At 36.0% G+C, this 20,872-nt stretch carries 20 protein-coding genes; 18 read left to right on the forward strand and 2 right to left on the reverse strand.

Going from position 1 to position 20,872, the window contains the following annotated elements; all coding sequences use genetic code 11:
* Window positions 1–13: 13 nt before the first annotated feature.
* The 7 genes from H9655_RS04115 to H9655_RS04145 all read left to right on the forward strand — a co-directional run bounded on the left by H9655_RS04115 (window position 14) and on the right by H9655_RS04145 (window position 9,561).
* Window positions 14–466: a tripartite tricarboxylate transporter TctB family protein gene (locus tag H9655_RS04115; RefSeq protein ID WP_191811120.1), complete on the forward strand. Its 453-nt coding sequence runs from the start codon at window positions 14–16 to the stop codon at window positions 464–466.
* Window positions 467–494: 28 nt separating this feature from the next.
* Complete coding sequence (locus tag H9655_RS04120; protein ID WP_191811122.1) at window positions 495–2,000, forward strand: tripartite tricarboxylate transporter permease; 1,506 nt, start codon at window positions 495–497, stop codon at window positions 1,998–2,000.
* Between the two features lie 78 nt (window positions 2,001–2,078).
* Entirely contained in the window at window positions 2,079–3,248 is a 1,170-nt protein-coding gene (locus tag H9655_RS04125; protein WP_191811124.1) for an acyl-CoA dehydrogenase family protein, read from the forward strand.
* A 28-nt stretch (window positions 3,249–3,276) separates the two neighbouring features.
* Window positions 3,277–4,866, forward strand: coding sequence for a class I adenylate-forming enzyme family protein (locus H9655_RS04130; RefSeq protein ID WP_191811127.1), 1,590 nt, complete (start codon window positions 3,277–3,279; stop codon window positions 4,864–4,866).
* 32 nt (window positions 4,867–4,898) lie between these two features.
* The gene (locus tag H9655_RS04135) at window positions 4,899–6,779 is read left to right on the forward strand and encodes an alkyl/aryl-sulfatase (protein WP_191811129.1); all 1,881 of its coding nucleotides are present in this window, start codon (window positions 4,899–4,901) and stop codon (window positions 6,777–6,779) included.
* A 108-nt stretch (window positions 6,780–6,887) separates the two neighbouring features.
* Window positions 6,888–8,603 carry a SulP family inorganic anion transporter gene (locus H9655_RS04140; protein ID WP_191811131.1) on the forward strand — a complete coding sequence of 572 codons (1,716 nt, stop codon included), beginning with the start codon at window positions 6,888–6,890 and terminating at the stop codon, window positions 8,601–8,603.
* A gap of 238 nt (window positions 8,604–8,841) precedes the next feature.
* Entirely contained in the window at window positions 8,842–9,561 is a 720-nt protein-coding gene (locus tag H9655_RS04145; RefSeq protein ID WP_191811133.1) for a hypothetical protein, read from the forward strand.
* On the opposite strand, the gene H9655_RS04150 is transcribed toward H9655_RS04145, so the two are convergent.
* Window positions 9,536–9,706 carry a hypothetical protein gene (locus H9655_RS04150; RefSeq protein WP_191811135.1) on the reverse strand — a complete coding sequence of 57 codons (171 nt, stop codon included), beginning with the start codon at window positions 9,704–9,706 and terminating at the stop codon, window positions 9,536–9,538. The two genes, H9655_RS04145 and H9655_RS04150, sit on opposite strands and share 26 nt — an antisense overlap.
* A gap of 147 nt (window positions 9,707–9,853) precedes the next feature.
* Between H9655_RS04150 and H9655_RS04155 the strand changes: the two genes are divergently transcribed.
* Complete coding sequence (locus H9655_RS04155) at window positions 9,854–10,036, forward strand: YozD family protein (protein WP_191811137.1); 183 nt, start codon at window positions 9,854–9,856, stop codon at window positions 10,034–10,036.
* Between the two features lie 78 nt (window positions 10,037–10,114).
* Here the strand turns inward: H9655_RS04155 and H9655_RS04160 are convergent, their stop codons facing one another.
* Window positions 10,115–10,993 (reverse strand): glycerophosphodiester phosphodiesterase, encoded by an 879-nt coding sequence (locus H9655_RS04160; protein WP_191811139.1) that lies wholly within the window; start codon window positions 10,991–10,993, stop codon window positions 10,115–10,117.
* A gap of 186 nt (window positions 10,994–11,179) precedes the next feature.
* Between H9655_RS04160 and H9655_RS04165 the strand changes: the two genes are divergently transcribed.
* The 10 genes from H9655_RS04165 (at window position 11,180) to H9655_RS22625 (ending at window position 20,847) form a co-directional block, all read left to right on the forward strand.
* Entirely contained in the window at window positions 11,180–11,488 is a 309-nt protein-coding gene (locus H9655_RS04165) for a YodL domain-containing protein (RefSeq protein WP_191811141.1), read from the forward strand.
* 101 nt (window positions 11,489–11,589) lie between these two features.
* Window positions 11,590–12,291 carry a purine-nucleoside phosphorylase gene (gene deoD / locus H9655_RS04170; RefSeq protein WP_095372899.1) on the forward strand — a complete coding sequence of 234 codons (702 nt, stop codon included), beginning with the start codon at window positions 11,590–11,592 and terminating at the stop codon, window positions 12,289–12,291.
* Between the two features lie 273 nt (window positions 12,292–12,564).
* Window positions 12,565–13,422, forward strand: a complete 858-nt coding sequence (locus H9655_RS04175) for a M15 family metallopeptidase (protein ID WP_191811143.1) — start codon at window positions 12,565–12,567, stop codon at window positions 13,420–13,422.
* Between the two features lie 495 nt (window positions 13,423–13,917).
* Window positions 13,918–15,408: a lmo1851 family serine protease gene (locus H9655_RS04180; RefSeq protein ID WP_191811145.1), complete on the forward strand. Its 1,491-nt coding sequence runs from the start codon at window positions 13,918–13,920 to the stop codon at window positions 15,406–15,408.
* Between the two features lie 375 nt (window positions 15,409–15,783).
* Complete coding sequence (locus tag H9655_RS04185) at window positions 15,784–17,019, forward strand: multidrug effflux MFS transporter (RefSeq protein WP_191811147.1); 1,236 nt, start codon at window positions 15,784–15,786, stop codon at window positions 17,017–17,019.
* A gap of 5 nt (window positions 17,020–17,024) precedes the next feature.
* Entirely contained in the window at window positions 17,025–18,233 is a 1,209-nt protein-coding gene (locus tag H9655_RS04190) for an MDR family MFS transporter (RefSeq protein WP_191811149.1), read from the forward strand.
* A gap of 176 nt (window positions 18,234–18,409) precedes the next feature.
* The gene (locus H9655_RS04195; protein WP_191811151.1) at window positions 18,410–19,309 is read left to right on the forward strand and encodes an LCP family protein; all 900 of its coding nucleotides are present in this window, start codon (window positions 18,410–18,412) and stop codon (window positions 19,307–19,309) included.
* Window positions 19,310–19,367: 58 nt separating this feature from the next.
* Window positions 19,368–19,730 (forward strand): hypothetical protein, encoded by a 363-nt coding sequence (locus tag H9655_RS04200; RefSeq protein ID WP_191811154.1) that lies wholly within the window; start codon window positions 19,368–19,370, stop codon window positions 19,728–19,730.
* Between the two features lie 21 nt (window positions 19,731–19,751).
* Window positions 19,752–20,687, forward strand: a complete 936-nt coding sequence (locus H9655_RS04205; RefSeq protein ID WP_191811156.1) for a CobW family GTP-binding protein — start codon at window positions 19,752–19,754, stop codon at window positions 20,685–20,687.
* Between the two features lie 28 nt (window positions 20,688–20,715).
* Window positions 20,716–20,847 carry a hypothetical protein gene (locus H9655_RS22625; protein WP_263600733.1) on the forward strand — a complete coding sequence of 44 codons (132 nt, stop codon included), beginning with the start codon at window positions 20,716–20,718 and terminating at the stop codon, window positions 20,845–20,847.
* Window positions 20,848–20,872 lie beyond the last annotated feature (25 nt).

The raw sequence follows: 20,872 nt of genomic DNA on the forward strand, positions 1-20,872 counted from the left end.
AAGGAGGTTTCACATGTTCGTTGAGCGCTATTTTGGTTTCTTTTTACTGTTTGTTTGTACTGTTTTTCTCATCATGTCGTTTGGTTTACCAGTATATTCGACTAATCTGGGAGCAGTAGGCGCAGGGCTTTTCCCACGGATCATTTCAATTTTATTATTCCTTTTTCTTTGCTTCCACCTTTTTCAGATAATGAGATTAAAGAAAAAAGAGGCAGAGGAGCAGGTGGATAAAAAAACCCGATTTCAACAAATTTTCCTTATCGTCTTTCTGGTAGTGACAATTGGATTATCGTACGTTATTGGAATGCTAGCAAGTATAGGGGTTTTTATGTTCACCATTTTAGCATTTGTACAGAAAATACCTTGGTTTAAAGCATTTACCTTTACCATTGTCGTTTTAATTATGATGTATGTGATTTTTGAATTGTGGTTAGACAGTCCGTTGCCATTGGGAATCTTTGGATGAAAAATGATTGATTTTTGGGGGTGAGAATTTGTTATCGGAATTATTAACTGGATTTACTACGATGCTTTCAAGTCCAGAAGCAATGCTCTGGTGTTTAATTGGCGTAACTTTAGGCACAATCATCGGTGCATTACCTGGCTTGGGTCCTATTACCGGCATGGCCCTTCTTTTACCTTTAACGTTTAAGATGGACCAGTTAAGTTCTTTAATTTTATTAATGAGTATTTATTTAGGATCGATGTATGGGGGACGGATTAGTTCAATCTTAATTAACGTACCTGGTGATGGTGGCGCCATTGTGACAACATTCGATGGTTACCCATTGGCGAGAAAAGGAAAAGCGGGGTATGCCTTAACATTAAGCGCGATTGCCTCTTTTGTTGGGGGAGTTTTTGGGTTTGTGGGAATGGTATTTTTGACCACTATCCTTGCTAGATATGCACTTATGTTCGGACCTGCTGAATATTTTTCACTCATCTTATTTACGTTAATTGTAGCTTGTGGATTAACGCAGAAAAACCCATTAAAACCAATAATCGCCACATTGTTAGGTCTATTACTATCCACAATCGGAACAGATATGGTTACAGGTGAGGAACGGTTAACTTTTGGCTTTGTTGAATTATGGGATGGAATGAACATCGCTGTCATCGGTATCGGGCTTTTTGGAATTTCAGAAGTACTGTTTAGGCTTGAAGAGAAAGCAACTACAAGAGGGATGAAGACAAATATAAAATTCTCCTCTTTATTTCCAAAAGTAAGTGAGGTTGTTAGTAACACGGGTTCGATGATAAGAGGGTCAATTATCGGATTTATCGTGGGCGTTTTACCGGGACCTGGTGCTCTCCTTTCCACGTTTTTGTCTTATACTGTCGAGAAAAAAATGTCGAAGAAACCTGATGAGTTTGGCAAAGGTGCTCCTGCTGGATTGAGTGGTCCAGAAGCTTCCAATAATGCGTCAGTAGGTGGTGCACTTATTCCTACATTTGCTTTAGGTATACCTGGTTCCGCTTCTGCAGCCATATTGATGGGTGGACTCCTTATGGTTGGCTTACAGCCTGGGCCGCTTCTATTTGAAAATTCTTCAACCATCGTGTGGGCATCTTTTGCAGGCTTTTTCATTGCAAATGTATTGCTATTAATATTAAACGTTGCCTTTGTGCCTGCCTTTGCCTTGTTAATCCAAAAAATTGAACTATTCCTAGTCCCATTTATTGCCGCATTTTGTTTTATTGGTGTTTATATGATTAATTATAGTTTTTTTGATATCTGGCTTATGATCATTTTTGGCTTGGTTGGATATTTTTTTAGAAAAACGAATTTCCCTTTAGCTCCGTTCTTTTTTGCCTTTATTTTAGGACCAATGCTTGAGGATAATCTTAGGAAGGCAATCTTAACAGCCACAGGAGATTTAACCGTATTCTTTAAAAGCCCGATCTCACTATTTTTCCTAATAGCAACAGCTATCGTTCTAGTACTTCCACATATGAGGAAAAATAAAACAGAAATAAAATCTTCTTCTAAACACATGTAAATAAAAAAGGCAATCATCATCGTTTGGTTTTATATAGGATGTATATAGATGTCTACACATAATTAGGGGGGAGTATATATGGTTATAACGAGTGAATCACAAGAATTAGTTACTAAAATGCGTGAATTTATTTATAATGAGCTGCTTCCATATGAAAAAGCAATGAATATTAAAACGGAAGAGCTCGTTCCGACCGAAGCGATTCAATGGGTGAGAAATAGAGCCATTGAATTAGGTTTTTATGGGATTACTCTACCAAACGATTATGGTGGTCAAAATGTAAGTTTAAAAGAGTTATGTTTGCTGAAAGAAGAACTAGCTCGGTCAGGATCTGCTTTATGGGGATTTGTTTTAGGTGAAAAAGGCGGTGTCTTAAGAATTGGGCAGATGCTTGAATCATTCACAAAAGAACAGATTGAAAAGTATGTCAATCCATTAATTAAAGGGGAAACGAGTTGTTGTTTCGCTTTAACTGAGCCGGGAGCAGGTTCAGATGCAAAGGCCATCCAAACGACAGCTGTCAAAGATGGAGATGAGTACATTTTAAATGGCATAAAGCACTTTATTAGTGCAGCACCTTATTCCGATTTTGCTATTGTGATCTGCAAAGAAGTCGTTGAAGGAAAATTTGCTGGCATAACCGCATTTTTAGTTGATAGAAAAACAAATGAAAAACCGGGCTATGAATTAGGGGAAACACAAATTCCCATTTCAGGAGAGCATGGAACAGGGGAACTGATTTTCAATAATTGTCGAGTACCTTCTGAAAATATCCTTGGAGAATCAGGGAAAGGATTTTTACTTGGAATAAAGAGGATCAGTCAAAATCGAGCCATTTGGGGTGTTACATATATTGGGGTGGCTCAAAGAGCATTAGATTTATCAATTAAACGTGCAAATGAACGTAAGCAGTTTGGACAGTCAATCGGTGAGTTTCAAGCTATTCAACATATGCTAGCAGATATGGCGACAGAAATTTATGCTGCAAGATGTATGGTGTACGATGCTATCGAAAAACTTGAGAATGGGGAAGGTGACCGAGCAACTGCTTCAATGGTAAAGCTGTTTACATCTGAAGTGGCTGGACGTGTGTTGGACAAAGCAGTGCAAATTTTCGGCGGTCAAGGGCTTATGAAAGGCCATCCAATTGAACAAATGTATCGTACCGTAAGAATGTTTAGAGTCTTAACTGGTACTTCCGAAATTCAGAGAAATACAATCGCGAAAGAATTGTTACAGGTGAAGTGAAAAATAAAATAAAGGATAGGTGATACGGATGAGTATAGAAACTATTCAAGGTTATATGGATAAAGCATTAAGACGATTTGAAGAACATCCTGCAGTAACATTCATGTCAACAAATGAAACCCTAACCTACCGCGAATTACGTAAAGAAATAGACAAAATTGCAAGTTTTTTAGTTAGTCTTGGTGTGAAAAAAGGTTCACACGTTGCTTATCTTATTCCAAATAGTATGGAATTCGTTCTTTTTAGCCAAGCTGTTGCACGCTGCGGGGCAACTTCGATTCCAATGGGGGTTAAGTTAGGCGTTCGTGAAGTTGCCTTTATTTTAAATGATTCTGATACGGATTTTGTCATTATGGCTACGGAAATGCATATGAAGACAGTATTAAAATATGTGAATGATAAAAAAGAGCAACAGCAATCCGTAAAAGTAATAGGGTTGGCGGGTTTTAATCTACAATACCCAGAAGAGTTTATCACGATAAGTAGACAAGAAATCCAAAAAGTTGAAAACGTGTCGTCGTTCCCAGACATGTCACCTGAAGATATCTCTATGATTTCCTATACCGGTGGGACAACTGGGATGCCCAAGGGTGTCATGCACTCTCAAGGAGGGAAAGCTGCTGCACTTATTGCGAGCTTCATAGAGTTTCCAATGGATGACCGCGATAAAGTGTTATTAACGACCCCGCTTCAGCATTCAGCGGGAAGTTTAATGCTACGGGCGTTAGCCGGTGGAGCGCATGTTTATATTGATACGTTTAAGGCGGACACATTTTTAAAGACGGTACAAGAGAAGAGGATTACGGTTACTTTCACAGTACCAACGATCATTTATCGGATTATCGACAAAGCGAAAAAAATGAAATTTGATGTTAGTTCTTTACGAAGCATTCACTACGGTTCTTCGCCAATTTCTTCCGAAAGGTTAAAAGAAGCGATAGAGTTGTTTGGTCCGGTATTTGTTCAACAGTATGGAGCAACTGAAGCGAACGTTCTCATTACAAGAATGCACAAATTCGATCACGTACGAGCGTTAGAGACAGGGGCTAAGTTTCTCCAAAGTTGTGGAAAACCTTGTTTAATGACTCAAATACGAATAATAGACGATGGAGGTCAAGATGTTAAAACATATGAAAAGGGAGAAGTGATTTTAAAATCACCGTACTTAATGGAAGGCTATTATAAACGGCCCGATTTAACAAGCGAAGCAATCAAAGATGGCTGGTTTTATACAGGAGATATTGGCCAATTCGATGAAGAAGGTTTTTTATATATTGTTGATAGAAAGAAAGATATGATCATCTCAGGTGGAATGAACGTTTATTCTGTTGAAGTTGAAAAAGTTGTTAATCAACATCCTGCAGTTGTGATGAGTGCATGTATTGGTGTCCCTGACCCAGATTGGGGCGAATTAGTAACAGTCTTTGTTGTTTTACATGATGGGGTGAAGTGTTCAGAAGAAGAAATGGTTGAGTTTTGTAAAGCGCGAACGTCTAGTTATATGGTCCCTAAAAAAGTCTATTTCAAAGAAAATTTACCATTAACTCAAATAGGGAAAATTGATAAAAAAGAATTGAAAAAGGACTTTTGGAAAGATAAAGAAAGACAAATAAATTAAAAAATATGAGGACTAATTTAGGAGGTATATAAATGTCAGGTACTATTCCGACAAGTCATTTATCCAAGCGCCCAAAGAATGCTACTGCTGTTACAAAAAAAGCAAATAAGGATTTTTTAACATCTCTAAATTTTGAAAACAAGCAAGATTTCGAAGATGCGGATAGGGGTTTAATAGCTTCGTATGAGAATAGGATAGAAAGTTTAAATATCCAAAATCATCCATCTCCTGATACTGTCAATCCAAGCTTGTGGAGGAATGTACAATTACAGGCAAAATCAGGTCTTTATAAAGTCGTTGAAGGTGTGTATCAAGTTCGTGGACTTTCGTTAGCAACAGTGATTTTTGTTGAAGGCAAAAACGGAGTCATTGTCATTGATACTTCATCTAGTAACTCTGCTGCAGATGCGGCAATGGAGTTATATTATAGTCATCGACCTAAAAGGCCAGTGACTGCCATTATCATTAGTCAAAGCCATGCTGACCATTTTGGGGGTACACAGTCAATACTCCAATATGCTGAGACATCTACTATTCCTATTATTGTCCCTGAACATTTTACACAAGAGATGTTTAGTGAAAATGTCCTTTTAGGCCCAATCATGTCTAGGCGTGCATCCTATCAGTTTGGTATAGGGCTACCAGTGGGAGAAAAAGGATTTTTATCCGCAGGCATCGGAACTGTTTTCGACTCAGGTAATGGTTTTGAGATGCCCAATAGAGAAATAAAAGAAGAGAAAGAGCAATTAACAATAGACGGTATCAACTTCGAATTTTTGTTAACACCAAATACTGAAGCACCTGTAGAAATGCATTTTTACATTCAGGATTACAAAGTATTATTTGTATCAGAAAATGTGAATAAAACAATGCATCAAATTTATACGATGAGGGGGGCAAAAACTCGCGATACGCTAGAATGGGTGAAGGCAATCGACCAAACCATTGAGCTATCGATAAACAAAGAGATTGATGCTTTAGTCATGGCACATGCCTGGCCAGTATGGGGAAAAGAGCAAGCGCTTGAACATTTGGTATTACAACGTGATCTTTATAAATATATCCATGACCAAACCATTCGACTAGCCAATCATGGGTATACAATGGAAGAAATATCAGAAAAGCTCAAGCTTCCTGAGACGTTGGACCAATATTGGGGTAATCGAGGATACTATGGTACTTTAAAGCATAATTCTAAAGGGATTTATAATTTCTATCTAGGCTATTATAGTGGTCATCCCTCTGATTTGGATCCACTTCCACAAGTTGAAGCAGGTCAAAAATATGTAAAGTACATGGCTGGCTCTACTCATGTAATCAAACAAGCGAAAGCTGATTTTGAAAATGGGGAATATCGTTGGGTTGCGCAAGTATTAAAGCATGTAGTGATGGCTGAACCAGAAAATACGGAAGCTAAAGATTTATTAGCAGATGCTTTTGAACAATTAGGATATCAGGCAGAATCAGCTAATTGGCGTAACGCTTATCTTATCGGGGCATCAGAACTAAGAAATGGGACTAGGAAGAAAAGGGCAACATCGAAAGGTAATCCGGTTATGATGCTTAAAATGCCGTTTGATGAATTTTTTAAATTACTTTCTGTAAGGTTAAATGGTCCGAAAGCAGCAAATAAAAAAATGACCATGAATATTTCTCTATCTGATGAAGAGGAGAAATACACCATTTATCTCGAAAATTGTGTATTAAATAAGAGAAATAAGTTAGATGAAAATCCAGATCTTTCATTCATTAGTAATAAGGCGACATTTTATGCGATTGTAAGTGGAATCCTTGACCCAGTGGAAGCTATTACTTCAAATAAACTAAAATTATTTGGTGACCAGACAAAACTGGATGAATTTTTAAACCTACTCGATCAATTTGATCATTCTATAAATATTGTCACTCCTTAATGATAGGGCAGAAAATGCCCTATTTCTAATCTTAGGCAGTCCCAAGGAAATCTCTCTCATCCCATTTATAGAAAGCTCAATTTTCATACATTAAAAGGATAGGTTGCTATGTTAGATAAAAAATATAATTCTTTCATTTCGATTAGATCATACCAATTACAAACACTAAAAAAAGATTTCATTTCAGGGATGACGCTTTTTGTCATGCTTGTTCCCCAAGGGATGGCCTATGCGATGCTAGCGGGCCTCCCACTAATTATGGGTCTATATGCATCCACCTTGCCATTAATCATATATGCAATATTTGCATCTTCTAGGCATTTATCCGTTGGGCCAACTGCGATAACCTCATTACTGGTTTTTTCCGGCGTATCTGTAATTGAAAAACCAGGCACTTCTGAATATATTATTCTTGTTATCTTTTTAGCAATGATGGTTGGGATTTTTCAGCTTATCTTAGCTGTTTTGAAAATGGGGATGATTGTTAACTATATTTCTCCTTCGGTTTTAGGAGGCTACACCTCTGCAGCTGCTATTATTATTGGATTAAGTCAGTTAAAGCATTTATTAGGAATTACCGTAGAAACTCACCTGCAAATACATCTAATATTAAAGGAGTTAGTCAATGAGATTCCGAAGATTCATTTTTTAACACTTTTAATTGGCGGCTGCAGCATAGTATTTTTAATTATACTAAAAAGAATAAATGCTAGAATTCCGGCTGCGTTACTTTTAATTGTTTTTTCCATTATAAGTGTCTATGCCTTTGGTTTACATGAACGAGGTGTTCAAATTGTGAGAGAGGTACCAAGCGGTTTCCCTACTCCGGTGTTCCCAACAATTACGCTGGATGCAGTTAGGCAATTAATCCTTCCTGCTCTTACCATTGCGTTATTAGGGTTTATGGAGTCACTTTCTATAGGAAAAACAATCGCAGAAAAAGAAGGTTATAAAATCAATCCTAATCGAGAGTTAACCGCTTTAGGATGTGCAAATTTTTTCGGTTCCTTTTTTCAGACTTTTCCGATCAATGGTAGCTTTTCAAGGAGTGCAGTCAACTATCAAAGTGGTGGAGTTACGCAAATGGTCTCAATAATTACTAGCATACTCATTATCATTGCTCTACAATATTTCACTTCATATTTTTATTATCTCCCTAATGCTGTATTAGCTGCAGTTATCATCGTTGCGGTCTATAAATTAATAGATTTCAAGCAATTAAGGAAATGGTTTAAATTAAAGGCAGTTGATGGTTGGAGCTGGTTAGTTACTTTTGCTGCGACATTAGTTATTGGTATTCAATGGGGAATAGTTATTGGGGTTGTTTTTAATTTCAGCATTTTATTTATTAAGATATCTAAGCCTAGGGTCATAGAAATAGGATATTTAGAAAAGGAGAAAGTGTTTCGCGATATAAAACGATTTCCAGATGCTAAAACGCGAGATGATTTGATTATCGCCCGCATAGACTCGTCTATACACTTTTCAAATATTTCATATTTAGAGCATAAATTAAACGAGCTTATATTGATTAAACCTAATGCGAAATTAGTTATTGTTGATTTTTCGGGAGTAAATGATATAGATGCACATTCCTTTAAATCTTTAGAAGAAATGATAGAGCAATTAAATCAAGAAAACGGGATTTCTTTATACTTTGTAGGGATGAAAGGACCAATCAGAGATACAGCTGCTAAAGCAGGATGGACAAAGAAATTTGCAGAGGAGCTTAGTTATTTCTCTATAGTACAATTACTTGAAGATAAACAAATTAAGTTTTATCCTCAACGGGAAAGTGGTGATCCTTTTCTATATATGAGGTGAAAGAATGTCCATTATATGTGAAGAGGCTAAAAAAATACTAAAAAGCTTTAATCAAATTAGAATAAATGAAGAATAAAAAACTGAGTGAGGGAAAATCTTATTCAGTTTTTTTTCGTAAATAAACAAAAGATGAACATTGCCCTAAAAAATTTGGACGTCCCTGTATACGAGCGAAAATGCCTTTTCATGCATATACTATCTTAATTAAAAGTCACGACTATTGGAAAGGATGAGGGCAATGGTTAATCGTAAAAAACCGAAATATGAAGTTGGTGATACAGTCGTGATTACAATTTATGGAACGGTAGGGAAAGTAACAGATGTAAAATGGCTTGACGGTATGTATGTTTATGAAGTGAATAAAAGTGATGGTCTATACTTGGAGTCAAGTTTACAGCCACTTTCAGAGTTTGAAGGAGATGTAAGTGATAAAGAGCATGTAGATATTGAGTATCAATACTTTTTTGGGGATCTCGTCCAAGTGAAGGGGTATGGTACTGAGATTTTCAAAGTAGTGGGCTTTCGTACCGAGATTTGGCGGTATAAAGAAGATGCATGGGAAGACGTCATTTATGAGTTATCTCGAATTTCTGATGGAGAGTGGCTTGAGGCTGGTGAAGAGGAGCTTTCCTTATTATCTGATGCCGAACAGGCGGACGAATTTATAGAAAAATTAGGCATGTTGTTTCTTATTAACCAACAAGCAATTACCGAAATAAAGAATAACGAGGATTTTTGTAATCAAAATGTTGAAGTAAGTCGAACGGATCTTACAACCAACGAAGAGAAACAAATCATAGATGGTTTGCTAGACATATATAATGACTATTCTTTTTTGTACAACTTTTTTCAAGATGAAGAATATGAAAAAGCGATGAAAATAATATTAAAAAAACTGGAAACTATCACAACGAAAGTAAAAAAGGTTAATCTTACAAAAGATGAAACAGTTGAATAGTTGCCACTGAAATGATAGGAATGCCTACTAGTAAAACAGCGATGAATAAAAAACGTAATAACCGATCAATTAGTTGTAGTGATTTCCCTTCTTCATTATTTACATCTTCTATAAAACGATTGCAGACTGCTGTGAACTTTTCCATAAAATCATCCTTTCAAAACTAGTGATAGAAAATATTTATGTACTTTTACTAGATTTAATGACAAGAGAATGAAAAAATTTTTTCTATTCAAATGTTGCATGTTTCATAAAGGTGTCACATACAATTTGTACAAAGGGGGAGTCGCATATGAAGGAAATTGAAGTTTTTATAGATACTGAAGAAATTGCTGAATTTTTCTTTCATGAGTTGACTAAAAGAGGGTTCGTTCCTGTAGAACTAGAAGTAGATGAATTAGCTGATATTACCTTTGAATACTTAATCAAAAAGTGTATTATCGATGAAGATGTAAGTTTTGATTCGGAAGAGTAAGAAAATACGATAAACACAAAAACCCAACCAACTGTATGATGTTCCTTTATGGATCAATTGTTGGTTGGGTTTTAATATTTACACAAAAAATCTTTCTAAAAGTCTATGACCTTCTATAAATGATTGAAGAAATGCAAAATATCTATTCTCTTCTCTCCGCTCCAAATTATTCGAAATAATCCCATCTACACCTAATAATTGCATTTGCTTGAACTGTAATGGAGTAACAATCGTCCAGGCATAGATCGTATATCCATAATGTTTAGCTTGTTGAATGAATGATTGTGTTAAATTCGAATAATGAATCGATAAAAAACTAATTTCTGTTTTATAGGAATACATTTGAATCAAATTAATAGGCGTGGATAAAACAAGGCCAATGGGAAAGTCAGGAGCGCGTTCCGTGAATTGCTTTAATGCATCAATATGAAAGGATTGGATTTGTAACATTTTTGCAGGTACACCAGCATTTACGGTTTGTTTTAATTGGTTTGCTAGTTGTTCTACAATTTCTGGCGTTTCTGCTCCAGCCTTAATTTCTATTAACAAAACGATCTTACCAGCAAACTCATCTAACACTTCTTGTAATAATGGGATTTTCTCTTCAGAAAAATGTTGACTGTACCAACTACCTGCATTGAGTTTTTGTAACTCTGCTATTGTCATATCATTCACTAAACCTTCACCATTTGTAGTCCGGTTAACAGATGCGTCATGTATGACGACAATTTTTTTATCTTTGCTTAAATGAATATCTAATTCGATTACGTCAAAGCCATTGTTTAGTGCAGAATGAAAGGCGGCCATTGTATTTTCAGGTGCTTGAGCAACGTCACCACGGTGAGCAATTTTTGTATAGTTTTTGTATGGGAATAGCCATTGAAAAGAGCTGCAAATGATGGAAACACAAACAAGCAGCAAAAAGAATTGACGGAAGTGAATTTTCTCTCGTTTCAAATTATCCCTCCCTTTTGTACCAATCACTATGTTTAATACTAGTTTATGAAACAAAAGCAAAAATGTAAGCGTTTTCAAAATAAAATTTCTTTTTAATCGACAAAATTAGGCGAATTTCTTTGAAGGAAATAAACGTAGAAAAAGCTAATATATTGTTTAAAATAATCATTTATTGGAGGGGTATATATGATCAAGCCTTTTGTAAAACCTAGAACAAAAGAATATGATGTTACCATTTTTCAAACTCCAAAATACAGAGAAACACGGGGCTATCGAGAAGTCTACCGCACACTTATTGAAGGTATAAATCATGAAGAATGTTTATCAACTGTATTTAAGCAATTTAATGTCCTAGATCGCATGCCTTTTGATTTCCAAGGGAGATTTTTATCAACGGGAGATATTTTATATATTGATGAAGGTAGAAGAGGACAATATTATTATCAATTAAAGTCGGGTGGTTGGGCCTTAGTGAACCGAATAATGGTTAGGTAATGAAGTGTAGTGTAAAACTTTGCTTCTCTTTTCATTTCCATCACAACTCATCCTATGCTATATTTTAGATAATTCACGATTTTAACAGATGGAGGAATATCATGAGTGTACATATTGGAGCAAAAGAACATGAAATTGCAGAAACAGTTTTACTACCAGGTGATCCACTAAGGGCAAAATATATTGCAGAGAACTTTTTAGAAGATGTAAAGTGCTATAATGAAGTCCGCAATATGTTTGGTTATACAGGCACTTATAAAGGCAAAAGAATATCTGTTCAAGGTACTGGAATGGGCGTTCCTTCCCTTTCTATTTATGTGAACGAATTGATAAATAGTTATAATGTGAAAAACTTGATCCGTGTTGGCACATGCGGAGCCATCCAAAAAGATGTGAAAGTAAGAGATGTGATCCTTGCGATGACAGCTTCTACTGACTCCCAAATGAATCGTTTAACTTTTGGTGGTGTTGATTATGCACCTGCAGCTGATTTCGATCTATTGCGCAAAGCTTATGACAGCGGTGTAAGTAAAGGATTGGAATTGAAAGTTGGGAATGTTTTTACAGCTGATATGTTCTACAATGATAATGCTGAACATGAAAAATGGGCCCAGTATCAAATTCTTGCTATCGAAATGGAAACAGCAGCACTTTACACGTTAGCAGCTAAGCATGCAAGAAAGGCCCTTTCTGTCCTTACAGTAAGTGACCACATTATTACTGGTGAAGAAACTACATCTGAAGAAAGACAAACGACTTTCAATGAAATGATTGAAGTAGCGTTAGAAGCGGCAATTTCATAAATCGATAGGTTAACGAGTGATTGTTTTTCGTAGTCACTCGTTTTTCTTTTGCCTTTAAGCTAAAAGTAAAAGCAAATATATCTTCAGATCTGTTTATTTGATTCGTTTTCTCTATTGATTCAGCAGCTACTTAAAATGACCCTTTTCTCTTTTGTTATTGGTAGAATCACTCATAGTAAGGTTCATAGACTAAGCCTTTCTCTTCTTTCGCAATTTATCATATAAAGTGTTATGATAGACGTTGACATAAAGAAAGAGAATAGGGGAAAAGTAATGAAGAAAGTACTTGTAGGAACAGTTACAGTTGCTCTTTTTCTAGGAGGCTGCAGTCAATTAGATCCTTATTTAGAAAAAATACCTTTTCTATCTAATTCAGAACCAACTTCAGTAGATGAGCCTGTAGAAAATGAAGAGGACAATCAACAAGAAACAGAAAACAATTCAACTGAACAACCTCCCGAACAAGGTGAACAAAATGAAGAGGAACTAACATTAGCTTCTCAATTTTTTAATCAGATTGAAGATGTAGATGGAACTCCAACTATAACAAACCCAACCAACTTAATGGTAATGGTGAATAAAGACTTTGCTTTACCGGCAAATTATGCTCCGAAAGATCTTGTACGTGCAGATGTTGAATATTCTTTTGGAGATCAAGATATTGAAAAAAGTTACCTTAGAAAAGAAGCCGCAGATGCATTAGAAGAATTATTCTCTGCAGCTAAAAAAGAAAATATAGCGTTATTTGCTGTATCTGGGTATCGTTCATATGATCGACAGGAAGCAGTTTTCCAAGCAGAGGTAAATAGCGTAGGTGAGGAAAAAGCTTCGGAAGCAGTTGCTCTACCTGGAAGTAGTGAACACCAAACAGGATTAGCGATGGACATTTCAAGTCCTTCAGTTGATTACACGTTAACTCAAGATTACGAAGATACAAAAGAAGGTAAATGGCTAAAAGAGAATGCACATAAGTACGGCTTTATTTTACGTTATCCAAAAGGAAAAGAAGAAATAACGGGGTACAAATTTGAACCTTGGCATTTTCGCTATGTCGGAAAAGAAGCAGCAAAAGTCATTTTTGAGAAAGATTTAACATTAGAAGAATACTTTAATACGGTAAAAGAAATTTAAGTACGCTTCTTCATAAAAATGTACCCAAAAGCGATCAATGGAACAATAGGGAATAGAAAAAAGTATTGTAAAAAATGATCAATACGAAATAAATAACAACTCATTGGCAGGAACAAAATGAAACTTAATAATGCTTGAACATAAGAATGATTAAATATTCCTGAGATAAGAAAGATAATAGATAAAGCAAAACAGCACCATAGTAATATACCAGGAATCATGCATTCATTCTCCTTTCATCATTTATGTAATGATTATGTGGGGTTTGGGAAAATTAGAAGTGAACAAATGAGATTCACTATATAGAAGAAGTCTTTCCTCATTTAATTGATACATAAAAGAAGCCTGAATTCTTGAGATGAAAGGAATACATAAGAAAATTCTTCCTCTTTTCCAAAGAAATGAGATATAATTTGCAGTACAGTAATATAGTTATTGATACCGATAACGCCAATATAAAATCTTAAACTTGAGTAAGCATCACAGCTTACAGTGATGAAAGTGGTGAAAGGGTTGTCTAATGAAGTAAATAATGATGAAGAAAAACAGGAAATAAAGGATAAGCCTAAGCTAATAAAAATGAAATTATTCCCATTTATTATGCTTGTATTCATCCTCGTTTTTGTTACAGCTGGAATCACAACATTAGCATTGTCTTTCGGTGACGAGAAGGCCGTTAATGTAGGAACGAATGAAAGAAGTGAATTTTCAAAGTTATATCAAGCTTATGATTCCTTGAACGAAAATTATTTCCAAGAAATTGATTCGGGTGAATTAATTAATGGGGCTATCAATGGGATGCTAGATTCACTAGATGATCCATATTCCGATTATATGAACGAAGATGAAGCGGCTAATTTTCACCAAAGCATCTCCTCTTCTTTTGAAGGGATTGGCGCAGAAATTACGGAACAAGACGGACAAATTGTCATTGTCTCACCATTAAAAGGGTCTCCTGCAGAAGATGCTGGCTTACAACCAAATGATCAGATTGTATCTGTTGATGGCAAGAGCTTGCAAGGAATGAGTTCTTCAGAAGCAGTCCTTTTAATAAGAGGTGAAAAAGGATCAAAAGTAGAACTGGAAATTGGTCGTGGTGGCAACAGTGAACCGATGAATGTAACAATTACGAGAGATACAATCCCTCTTGAAACGGTATATGGAGAAATGTTAGAAGATGATATTGCCAAAGTCCAGGTCACTTCCTTTTCTGAAAATACAGCGCAAGAACTTGTGGATGTGTTAAATGATTTAGAGGAAAAAGGTATGAAAGGGCTTGTTTTAGATTTAAGACAAAACCCTGGCGGATTATTAGATCAAGCAATTGAAATTTCTAGTTTGTTTGTACCAGAGGGTGAAATCTTATTCCAAATTGAAGATCGCAATGGGAATAGAGAGGCTGTGCAGGCACCTAATGGAAAGCAAATGGAGACGCCTCTAGTCGTGGTGATTGATGAAGGTAGTGCTAGTGCTTCAGAGATATTAGCAGCTGCCGTTCATGAATCGGCTGATGTAAGTTTAATCGGTAAAAAGTCATTTGGTAAAGGAACTGTACAACGTGCTCAAGATTTTACTGATGGCTCAAATATGAAATTTACAACAGAAAAATGGCTGACGCCAGATGCAAACTGGATTCATGAAAAGGGTATTGAGCCAGATTATGAAGTGTCATTGCCTGAATATGCTTCCTTACCTTATATTAATCCTGAGAAACCATTAAAAATATCGGAATCATCCAGTCAAATTAAGTCAGCACAAGCGATGTTAGTAGCACTGGAATATGATCTTGATAAAGATGATGGATTCTTTGATGAAGAAACAGAAGCTGCAGTGAAAGCTTTCCAAAAGGATCATGAGTTGGAAGAAACAGGTGTTATTGAAGGTGAAACAACCGTGAAACTTATGGAAGCTTTACGTGAAAAACTACTAGAGAACGATACTCAAATCAAGAAAGCAGTAGAAGTTTTAAAAGAAGAAATGAAATAATAACGAAGAACGTCTAATATCGTTTAAGCGGTCTTAGCCCTATGTTTTATAGGGGTAAGGCCGCTTCTTTTTTTAATTATCAAAATTGAACAGACGATATGATGGATGTTGGCTGTGACATTTAAAATTCATGCTGAGAGAAAGCAAAAAGAGTTTACGTGTCATTCAGAAGCTAAAACAGGAATGAAAGCCGAGCAAAATCACAGCACTCAGGAAAAAACCAAACGTAAGCAGAGCCGATGAAATGTAATAAAATTCAAGAATATTTATTTCGAATGACGAATTTATTTGAAAAAGACGGATGTTTTTTTAACGGTTTTGTGGTAAATTAGCAATATTCTAAAATTGTATTGAATATGGAAAGAAGGATGTGTGATGCACGAAACAAGTGAATTAATGAACCATAAGGAGGAGAGTAGAAGTAAGCGTCTTATGCTGGCAGTTATTCTAGGGTTATTATCTGCTTTTGGACCATTATCCTTAGATATGTATCTTCCGGCATTACCTAATCTAGCAGATGACCTGCATACAAGTGCATCATATGCACAATTAAGCTTAACGGCCTGTATGGTTGGTTTAGCTTTAGGACAAATTTTTGCTGGGCCAGTTAGTGATATGGTTGGTCGTAAGCGACCGTTAATAATTGGACTTATTTTATATTGTCTCATTTCAGTTGCCTGCGTGGTTTCCCCAAACGTTGAGTTGTTCATCATATTGAGGTTTATTCAAGGGTTAGCGGGGGCTGTAGGAATTGTTATATCAAGAGCCGTTGTACGAGATTTATACAGTGGTACACAATTAACTAAATTTTTTGCCACACTTAGTCTAATAAATGGGGCAGCACCTATTTTAGCACCCGTTTTTGGTGGGCAGTTATTAGCGATTACCTCTTGGCGAGGGGTATTTTTGGTTTTAACATTCATCGGATTTCTTAGCCTATTATTGGTTATGTTTTCGTTAAAAGAAAGCTTGCCTGCAGATAAAAGGTTAAATGGAGGCGTTTTTGCTTCCTTTAGCCGTTTCGGCAAAATCATAAAAGATCGCAAATTTATGGGATACGCTTTATCTCAAGGTTTTGTTGGTGCGGCTATGTTTGCTTATATATCTGGGTCCCCCTTTGTATTGCAAAACATTTATGGTCTTTCTCCGCAATTGTTTAGTGTGTGTTTTGCAATAAATGGAATTGGTATTATATTAGGCAGCCAATTAACGGGAAAACTTTCAGAGCGAATACATGAGGGAACTTTATTAGTAGGTGGATTGTCGATTGCATTAGTTGGAGGGGTTACATTACTTCTAAGTGAAATTTTCCATTTAGGTATTTGGGGTGTTCTTATTCCATTATTTTTAGTTGTTTCTGCTGTTGGGGTAGTTAATACTTCAACTTTTTCCTTGGCAATGGCTTCACAAGGTGAAAATGCTGGTAGTGCGTCAGCCTTAATTGGTTTAATGACGTTCTTGCTTGGTGGTATGGCTGCTCCGTTAGTTGGGATAGCGGGTGAATCATCTTCATGGCCGATGGCACTTATTATTGCTATTGCAGAAATCTTAGCTCTAGTATCTTATTTGTTTTTAGTTAAAGGATGGATTGTAAAAGAATCGAAAGGATAAACACCATGATTAAACGATTGCAAGATTATATTAACCAGTTTCATCGCACGATATGGATTTTACTAGTTGGTACCATCCTATCTCGTGGGGCGGCATTTATGACGTTGCCCTTTTTATCTATATATTTAGTGAATCAGGACTATCCTTCGTTTTTAATTGGCCTCATTATCGGAATGGGTCCGTTAATGTCGACAATAGGAGGTTTTATAGGAGGCCATTTATCTGACCAATTTGGAAGGAAGCCAATTATGCTTGTTGCATTAGTAGGGACAGCAGCAGCTTATTTTGGTTTTGCTTTGTCCTCCTCAGCTCTTGCTTTTTTGCTACTCAATGCTTTACTTGGTTTGTGTAATTCCTTTTTTGAACCAACGGCACAAGCATTGATGGCTGATTTAACAAAAAAGGAACTAAGAATGAAGGTATTTTCCTTAAGATATGTCGCAATTAATATTGGTGCGGCTGTTGGCCCATTAATCGGTGCTTTATTAGCATTAACAAACGCTTCTCTCACCTTTTATATTACTGGTGGTATTTATTTAGCATATATGTTCATTTTAGTGTTTACGATACAGCCTGTTCCTCGTTTAGAGAAAAAAGAAAATGTTACCTTACCTGTTGCCTTTCACATTGTACGGAGGGATAGGTCGCTATTGTATTATATTCTAGGTGGAATATTACTCGCGATTGGCTATTCGCAAATGGATTCTAACTTACCACAACACTTTGACAACCGCTTAGAGAATGGGGTCGTCATTTATTCATTTCTTTTATCCATTAATGCTATCCTTGTGATTATATTACAATTACCTTTTGCCAAACTGATGGAAAAAGTTCGCCCTTTAAAGTCTATGATTATTGGTTCAGCTCTTGTAGCTGTCGGTTTGTTCTTTTTTGCTATATCCACTCATTGGATAATGGCAGTTATCGGTGTAATCTTATTTACCTTAGGAGAAATATTATCGTTCCCAGCAAGTAGTATCTTGATTGATCAGTTGGCTTCTGAGGAATTACGTGGCACGTATTTTGGTGCTGCTCAGTTTAGGAATACAGGTAGTTTTATTGGTCCAATAATTGGCGGTTATTTGATTGGTATTAGTGGGGGGACAATTGCTTTCTTTGTGATAGCCGTCATTTGTTTAAGTAGTATCATTTTCTTCTCAGCAGGAATGAAAAAAGAAGAAATAGTGACAGTAGAAAAAAATCAAGTTGATTAGACGCCGAACAAACTAACAACACACTGTATGTAGGTTGTTGGTTTGTTTTTATATATGAAAACCCCACTACTCTAGGAAAGCAATCACGTAAATAACTTTTTCCCCTCATTTAAAGTATAAAGATGTTCATCTATCCCTACACTGAATGAATAAAGGAAAAATAAGGAGGATGCACCATGAGAAAATCTTTCATTATTTTATTAGCTTTGCTATTAGCAGCTTGTTCATCTGGCATATCTGAAAAAGATCATCGTCAAAAAGAGAAGGGAACAACATGGAATAATTCAGAAGCAAAAACATTCTTACTTGTTGGTGTTGATTCTAGAGGAGAAGCAGATTCAAGATCTGATACAATTATGTTAGCTCGGTATGAACCAAAGGAAGAAAGAGTTAAACTTGTCTCAATCATGCGCGATAGTTATGTAGAGATCCCGAATTATGAAAAAGGATACCATAAATTGAACCATGCCTATTTTTTAGGGGGAACCGAATTACTTTCGCAAACAATCGAAGAAAATTTTCAAATAAAGGTTGATCATTCGGTTGTCATTGACTTTGAAGGATTTGCAAATATTCTAAATGCTGTTGCGCCAGATGGGCTTGAAGTGGATGTTCCCGCAGCAATGATTGAAGATATGAATATGAATATTGAGCCAGGGAAAAACTTTTTAAATGGTGAGCAGCTTTTAGATTATGTTCGGTTTCGTCATGATGATGAATACGATTATGGAAGAGTAAAGCGACAACAGGAAGTGCTTGCCTTATTAAAGGAAGAACTTAAAAATCATATGACATCTATTGAAGGAATCGCCAAATCACCAGAAATGATGAAAATGATGATGGCAAATGTTGATACCGATTTACATATTGATCAAATGTTTGCGATGGCTACCTCTGTATTATTGAATCCAATAACAGATATAGAAACAATGCGGATACCGGTAGACGATTCATTTGTGGATAAAAATTCTCCGCATGCTGGCGCTGTGTTAGATATGGATTATGAAGAAAATATCTCTGCCCTCAAGCAGTTTTTCGAAGGGAAGAATGTCACGGAGGTCAATGGGCAACCGTAATATTTGTGCCAATCTCTTATATCCTTTACAATGGTTCAATGAAAGAGGTGTGGTTTCCATGAGGCAGATTGTTCAAATGAATGATAATATAAAGAAGGAGGTCGTTCATGTCGAACAAACTTGTGAAATGTTAATCGCTGAAATGCTAAGACATTACGAACGACATGAACACTTGGTGATTGAATTTATTCGCTGTAAAAAAGGAAAAGTAGCAAAACTTGATCAATGTTTAGAAAGTGACTACCAATCTTTTATTGAAGTGGGATTAGAAGAAGAGGATGAATATTTCCCACATGGATATATTCCAGTATGGAAATGTAAGCAAGAAGAGTTTCAAAAAATAGGGTATATAACCGATGATACGTATGAAATAATGAAAAACAAACTCAGTAATATGATTGAAGAGACGATTGCAGAATAGATTTTAAGGGGAAAAATAAACATGAGCACAGAGATCTATATATTAGCTGGATTTTTAGGGAGTGGAAAGACCACACTTTTAAAGCAGTTGCTACAGGATGAAAAAGAGAACGGCAGAAAAGTGGCTGTATTAATGAATGAATTAGGAAAAGTGTCAATAGATTCAGATGCAATAGATGATGACATTCCGTTAAAAGAATTATTGGATGGCTGCATTTGTTGTACCATTCAGGACAAGTTAGAAGGTCAGTTACAAGGTTTATTAACGCTTGAAAAACCAGATGTTATCTATATAGAAGCGACAGGAGCAGCACATCCAGTGGAAGTGTTAGATGCTGTGCTCTCACCACTTTTTGCTAACTCCATTGTCCCTAAAGGTATTATCTCCATCCTTGATAGTGCAAGATGGCGAAACAGAAAAGAATTGACACCACAAGTGCTACAGCTATTAATTGAGCAAATTAGACATGCAGATTGTCTGCTCGTTAATAAAATTGACTTGTTAACAGAAGATGAACAAGCAAAAGTCATCCAAGAAGTTCAAAGTATTAATTCCACAGCGTTTACATTGTTGACAAAAAACGCAAAAGTACCAATAAAACGAATCAGAGAATTGTCCTTACTGCCGAAAGAAAAGCAATCAAGCAGTAGGATTGGAACAGATTTACATTTAAGTACGTTTGTTTATCAATTTAAAGGAGCTGTAGATCGATCTGCTTTTGAAGGTTTTTTGCGAGAATTACCCGACACACTTTACCGTATGAAGGGATATATTAAGTTTTCATCTTTAGCCTATCCACAGCTTTTCCAATTTTCTTACGGGATGCCTGTCTATTTTCAAGAAGAAATGAATATTCCTTTAAACATGGTCTTCATCGGAGAAAATATGGATTGGGATAAAATCGAAAGCGCACTACAATCTCTAGAAAAGCCAAAAGAAAATATCGATTCAAACTGAGTAGGATGATGTCTTACTCAGTTTTTTTATGAAGAAATTATCTACGCCTGTTGTTGTTAACTTAATCAAAAGACGTAATTCGATGCTGATTTTCTTACTTGGTTTAATCATTGGAGGAATCCACCCAAAAGTTACTATACATATAACTGCTCATGTTTAGGCAAACTTTACGATGAAACCTAATA

The organism is Cytobacillus stercorigallinarum (assembly GCF_014836495.1).
Taxonomy (GTDB): Bacteria; Bacillota; Bacilli; order Bacillales; family Cytobacillaceae; genus Cytobacillus; species Cytobacillus stercorigallinarum.

Coding starts and splice junctions, on each gene's coding strand:
- H9655_RS04155 (WP_191811137.1), top strand. CDS start 9,854: ATGAAGGAAATTGAAGTTTTTATAGATACTGAAGAAATTGCTGAATTT.
- H9655_RS04135 (WP_191811129.1), top strand. CDS start 4,899: ATGTCAGGTACTATTCCGACAAGTCATTTATCCAAGCGCCCAAAGAAT.
- H9655_RS22625 (WP_263600733.1), top strand. CDS start 20,716: ATGAAGAAATTATCTACGCCTGTTGTTGTTAACTTAATCAAAAGACGT.
- H9655_RS04150 (WP_191811135.1), bottom strand. CDS start 9,706: ATGGAAAAGTTCACAGCAGTCTGCAATCGTTTTATAGAAGATGTAAAT.
- H9655_RS04180 (WP_191811145.1), top strand. CDS start 13,918: ATGAAAGTGGTGAAAGGGTTGTCTAATGAAGTAAATAATGATGAAGAA.
- H9655_RS04130 (WP_191811127.1), top strand. CDS start 3,277: ATGAGTATAGAAACTATTCAAGGTTATATGGATAAAGCATTAAGACGA.
- H9655_RS04185 (WP_191811147.1), top strand. CDS start 15,784: ATGCACGAAACAAGTGAATTAATGAACCATAAGGAGGAGAGTAGAAGT.
- H9655_RS04190 (WP_191811149.1), top strand. CDS start 17,025: ATGATTAAACGATTGCAAGATTATATTAACCAGTTTCATCGCACGATA.
- H9655_RS04145 (WP_191811133.1), top strand. CDS start 8,842: ATGGTTAATCGTAAAAAACCGAAATATGAAGTTGGTGATACAGTCGTG.
- H9655_RS04140 (WP_191811131.1), top strand. CDS start 6,888: ATGTTAGATAAAAAATATAATTCTTTCATTTCGATTAGATCATACCAA.
- H9655_RS04175 (WP_191811143.1), top strand. CDS start 12,565: ATGAAGAAAGTACTTGTAGGAACAGTTACAGTTGCTCTTTTTCTAGGA.
- H9655_RS04115 (WP_191811120.1), top strand. CDS start 14: ATGTTCGTTGAGCGCTATTTTGGTTTCTTTTTACTGTTTGTTTGTACT.
- H9655_RS04205 (WP_191811156.1), top strand. CDS start 19,752: ATGAGCACAGAGATCTATATATTAGCTGGATTTTTAGGGAGTGGAAAG.
- deoD (WP_095372899.1), top strand. CDS start 11,590: ATGAGTGTACATATTGGAGCAAAAGAACATGAAATTGCAGAAACAGTT.
- H9655_RS04195 (WP_191811151.1), top strand. CDS start 18,410: ATGAGAAAATCTTTCATTATTTTATTAGCTTTGCTATTAGCAGCTTGT.
- H9655_RS04200 (WP_191811154.1), top strand. CDS start 19,368: ATGAGGCAGATTGTTCAAATGAATGATAATATAAAGAAGGAGGTCGTT.
- H9655_RS04125 (WP_191811124.1), top strand. CDS start 2,079: ATGGTTATAACGAGTGAATCACAAGAATTAGTTACTAAAATGCGTGAA.
- H9655_RS04165 (WP_191811141.1), top strand. CDS start 11,180: ATGATCAAGCCTTTTGTAAAACCTAGAACAAAAGAATATGATGTTACC.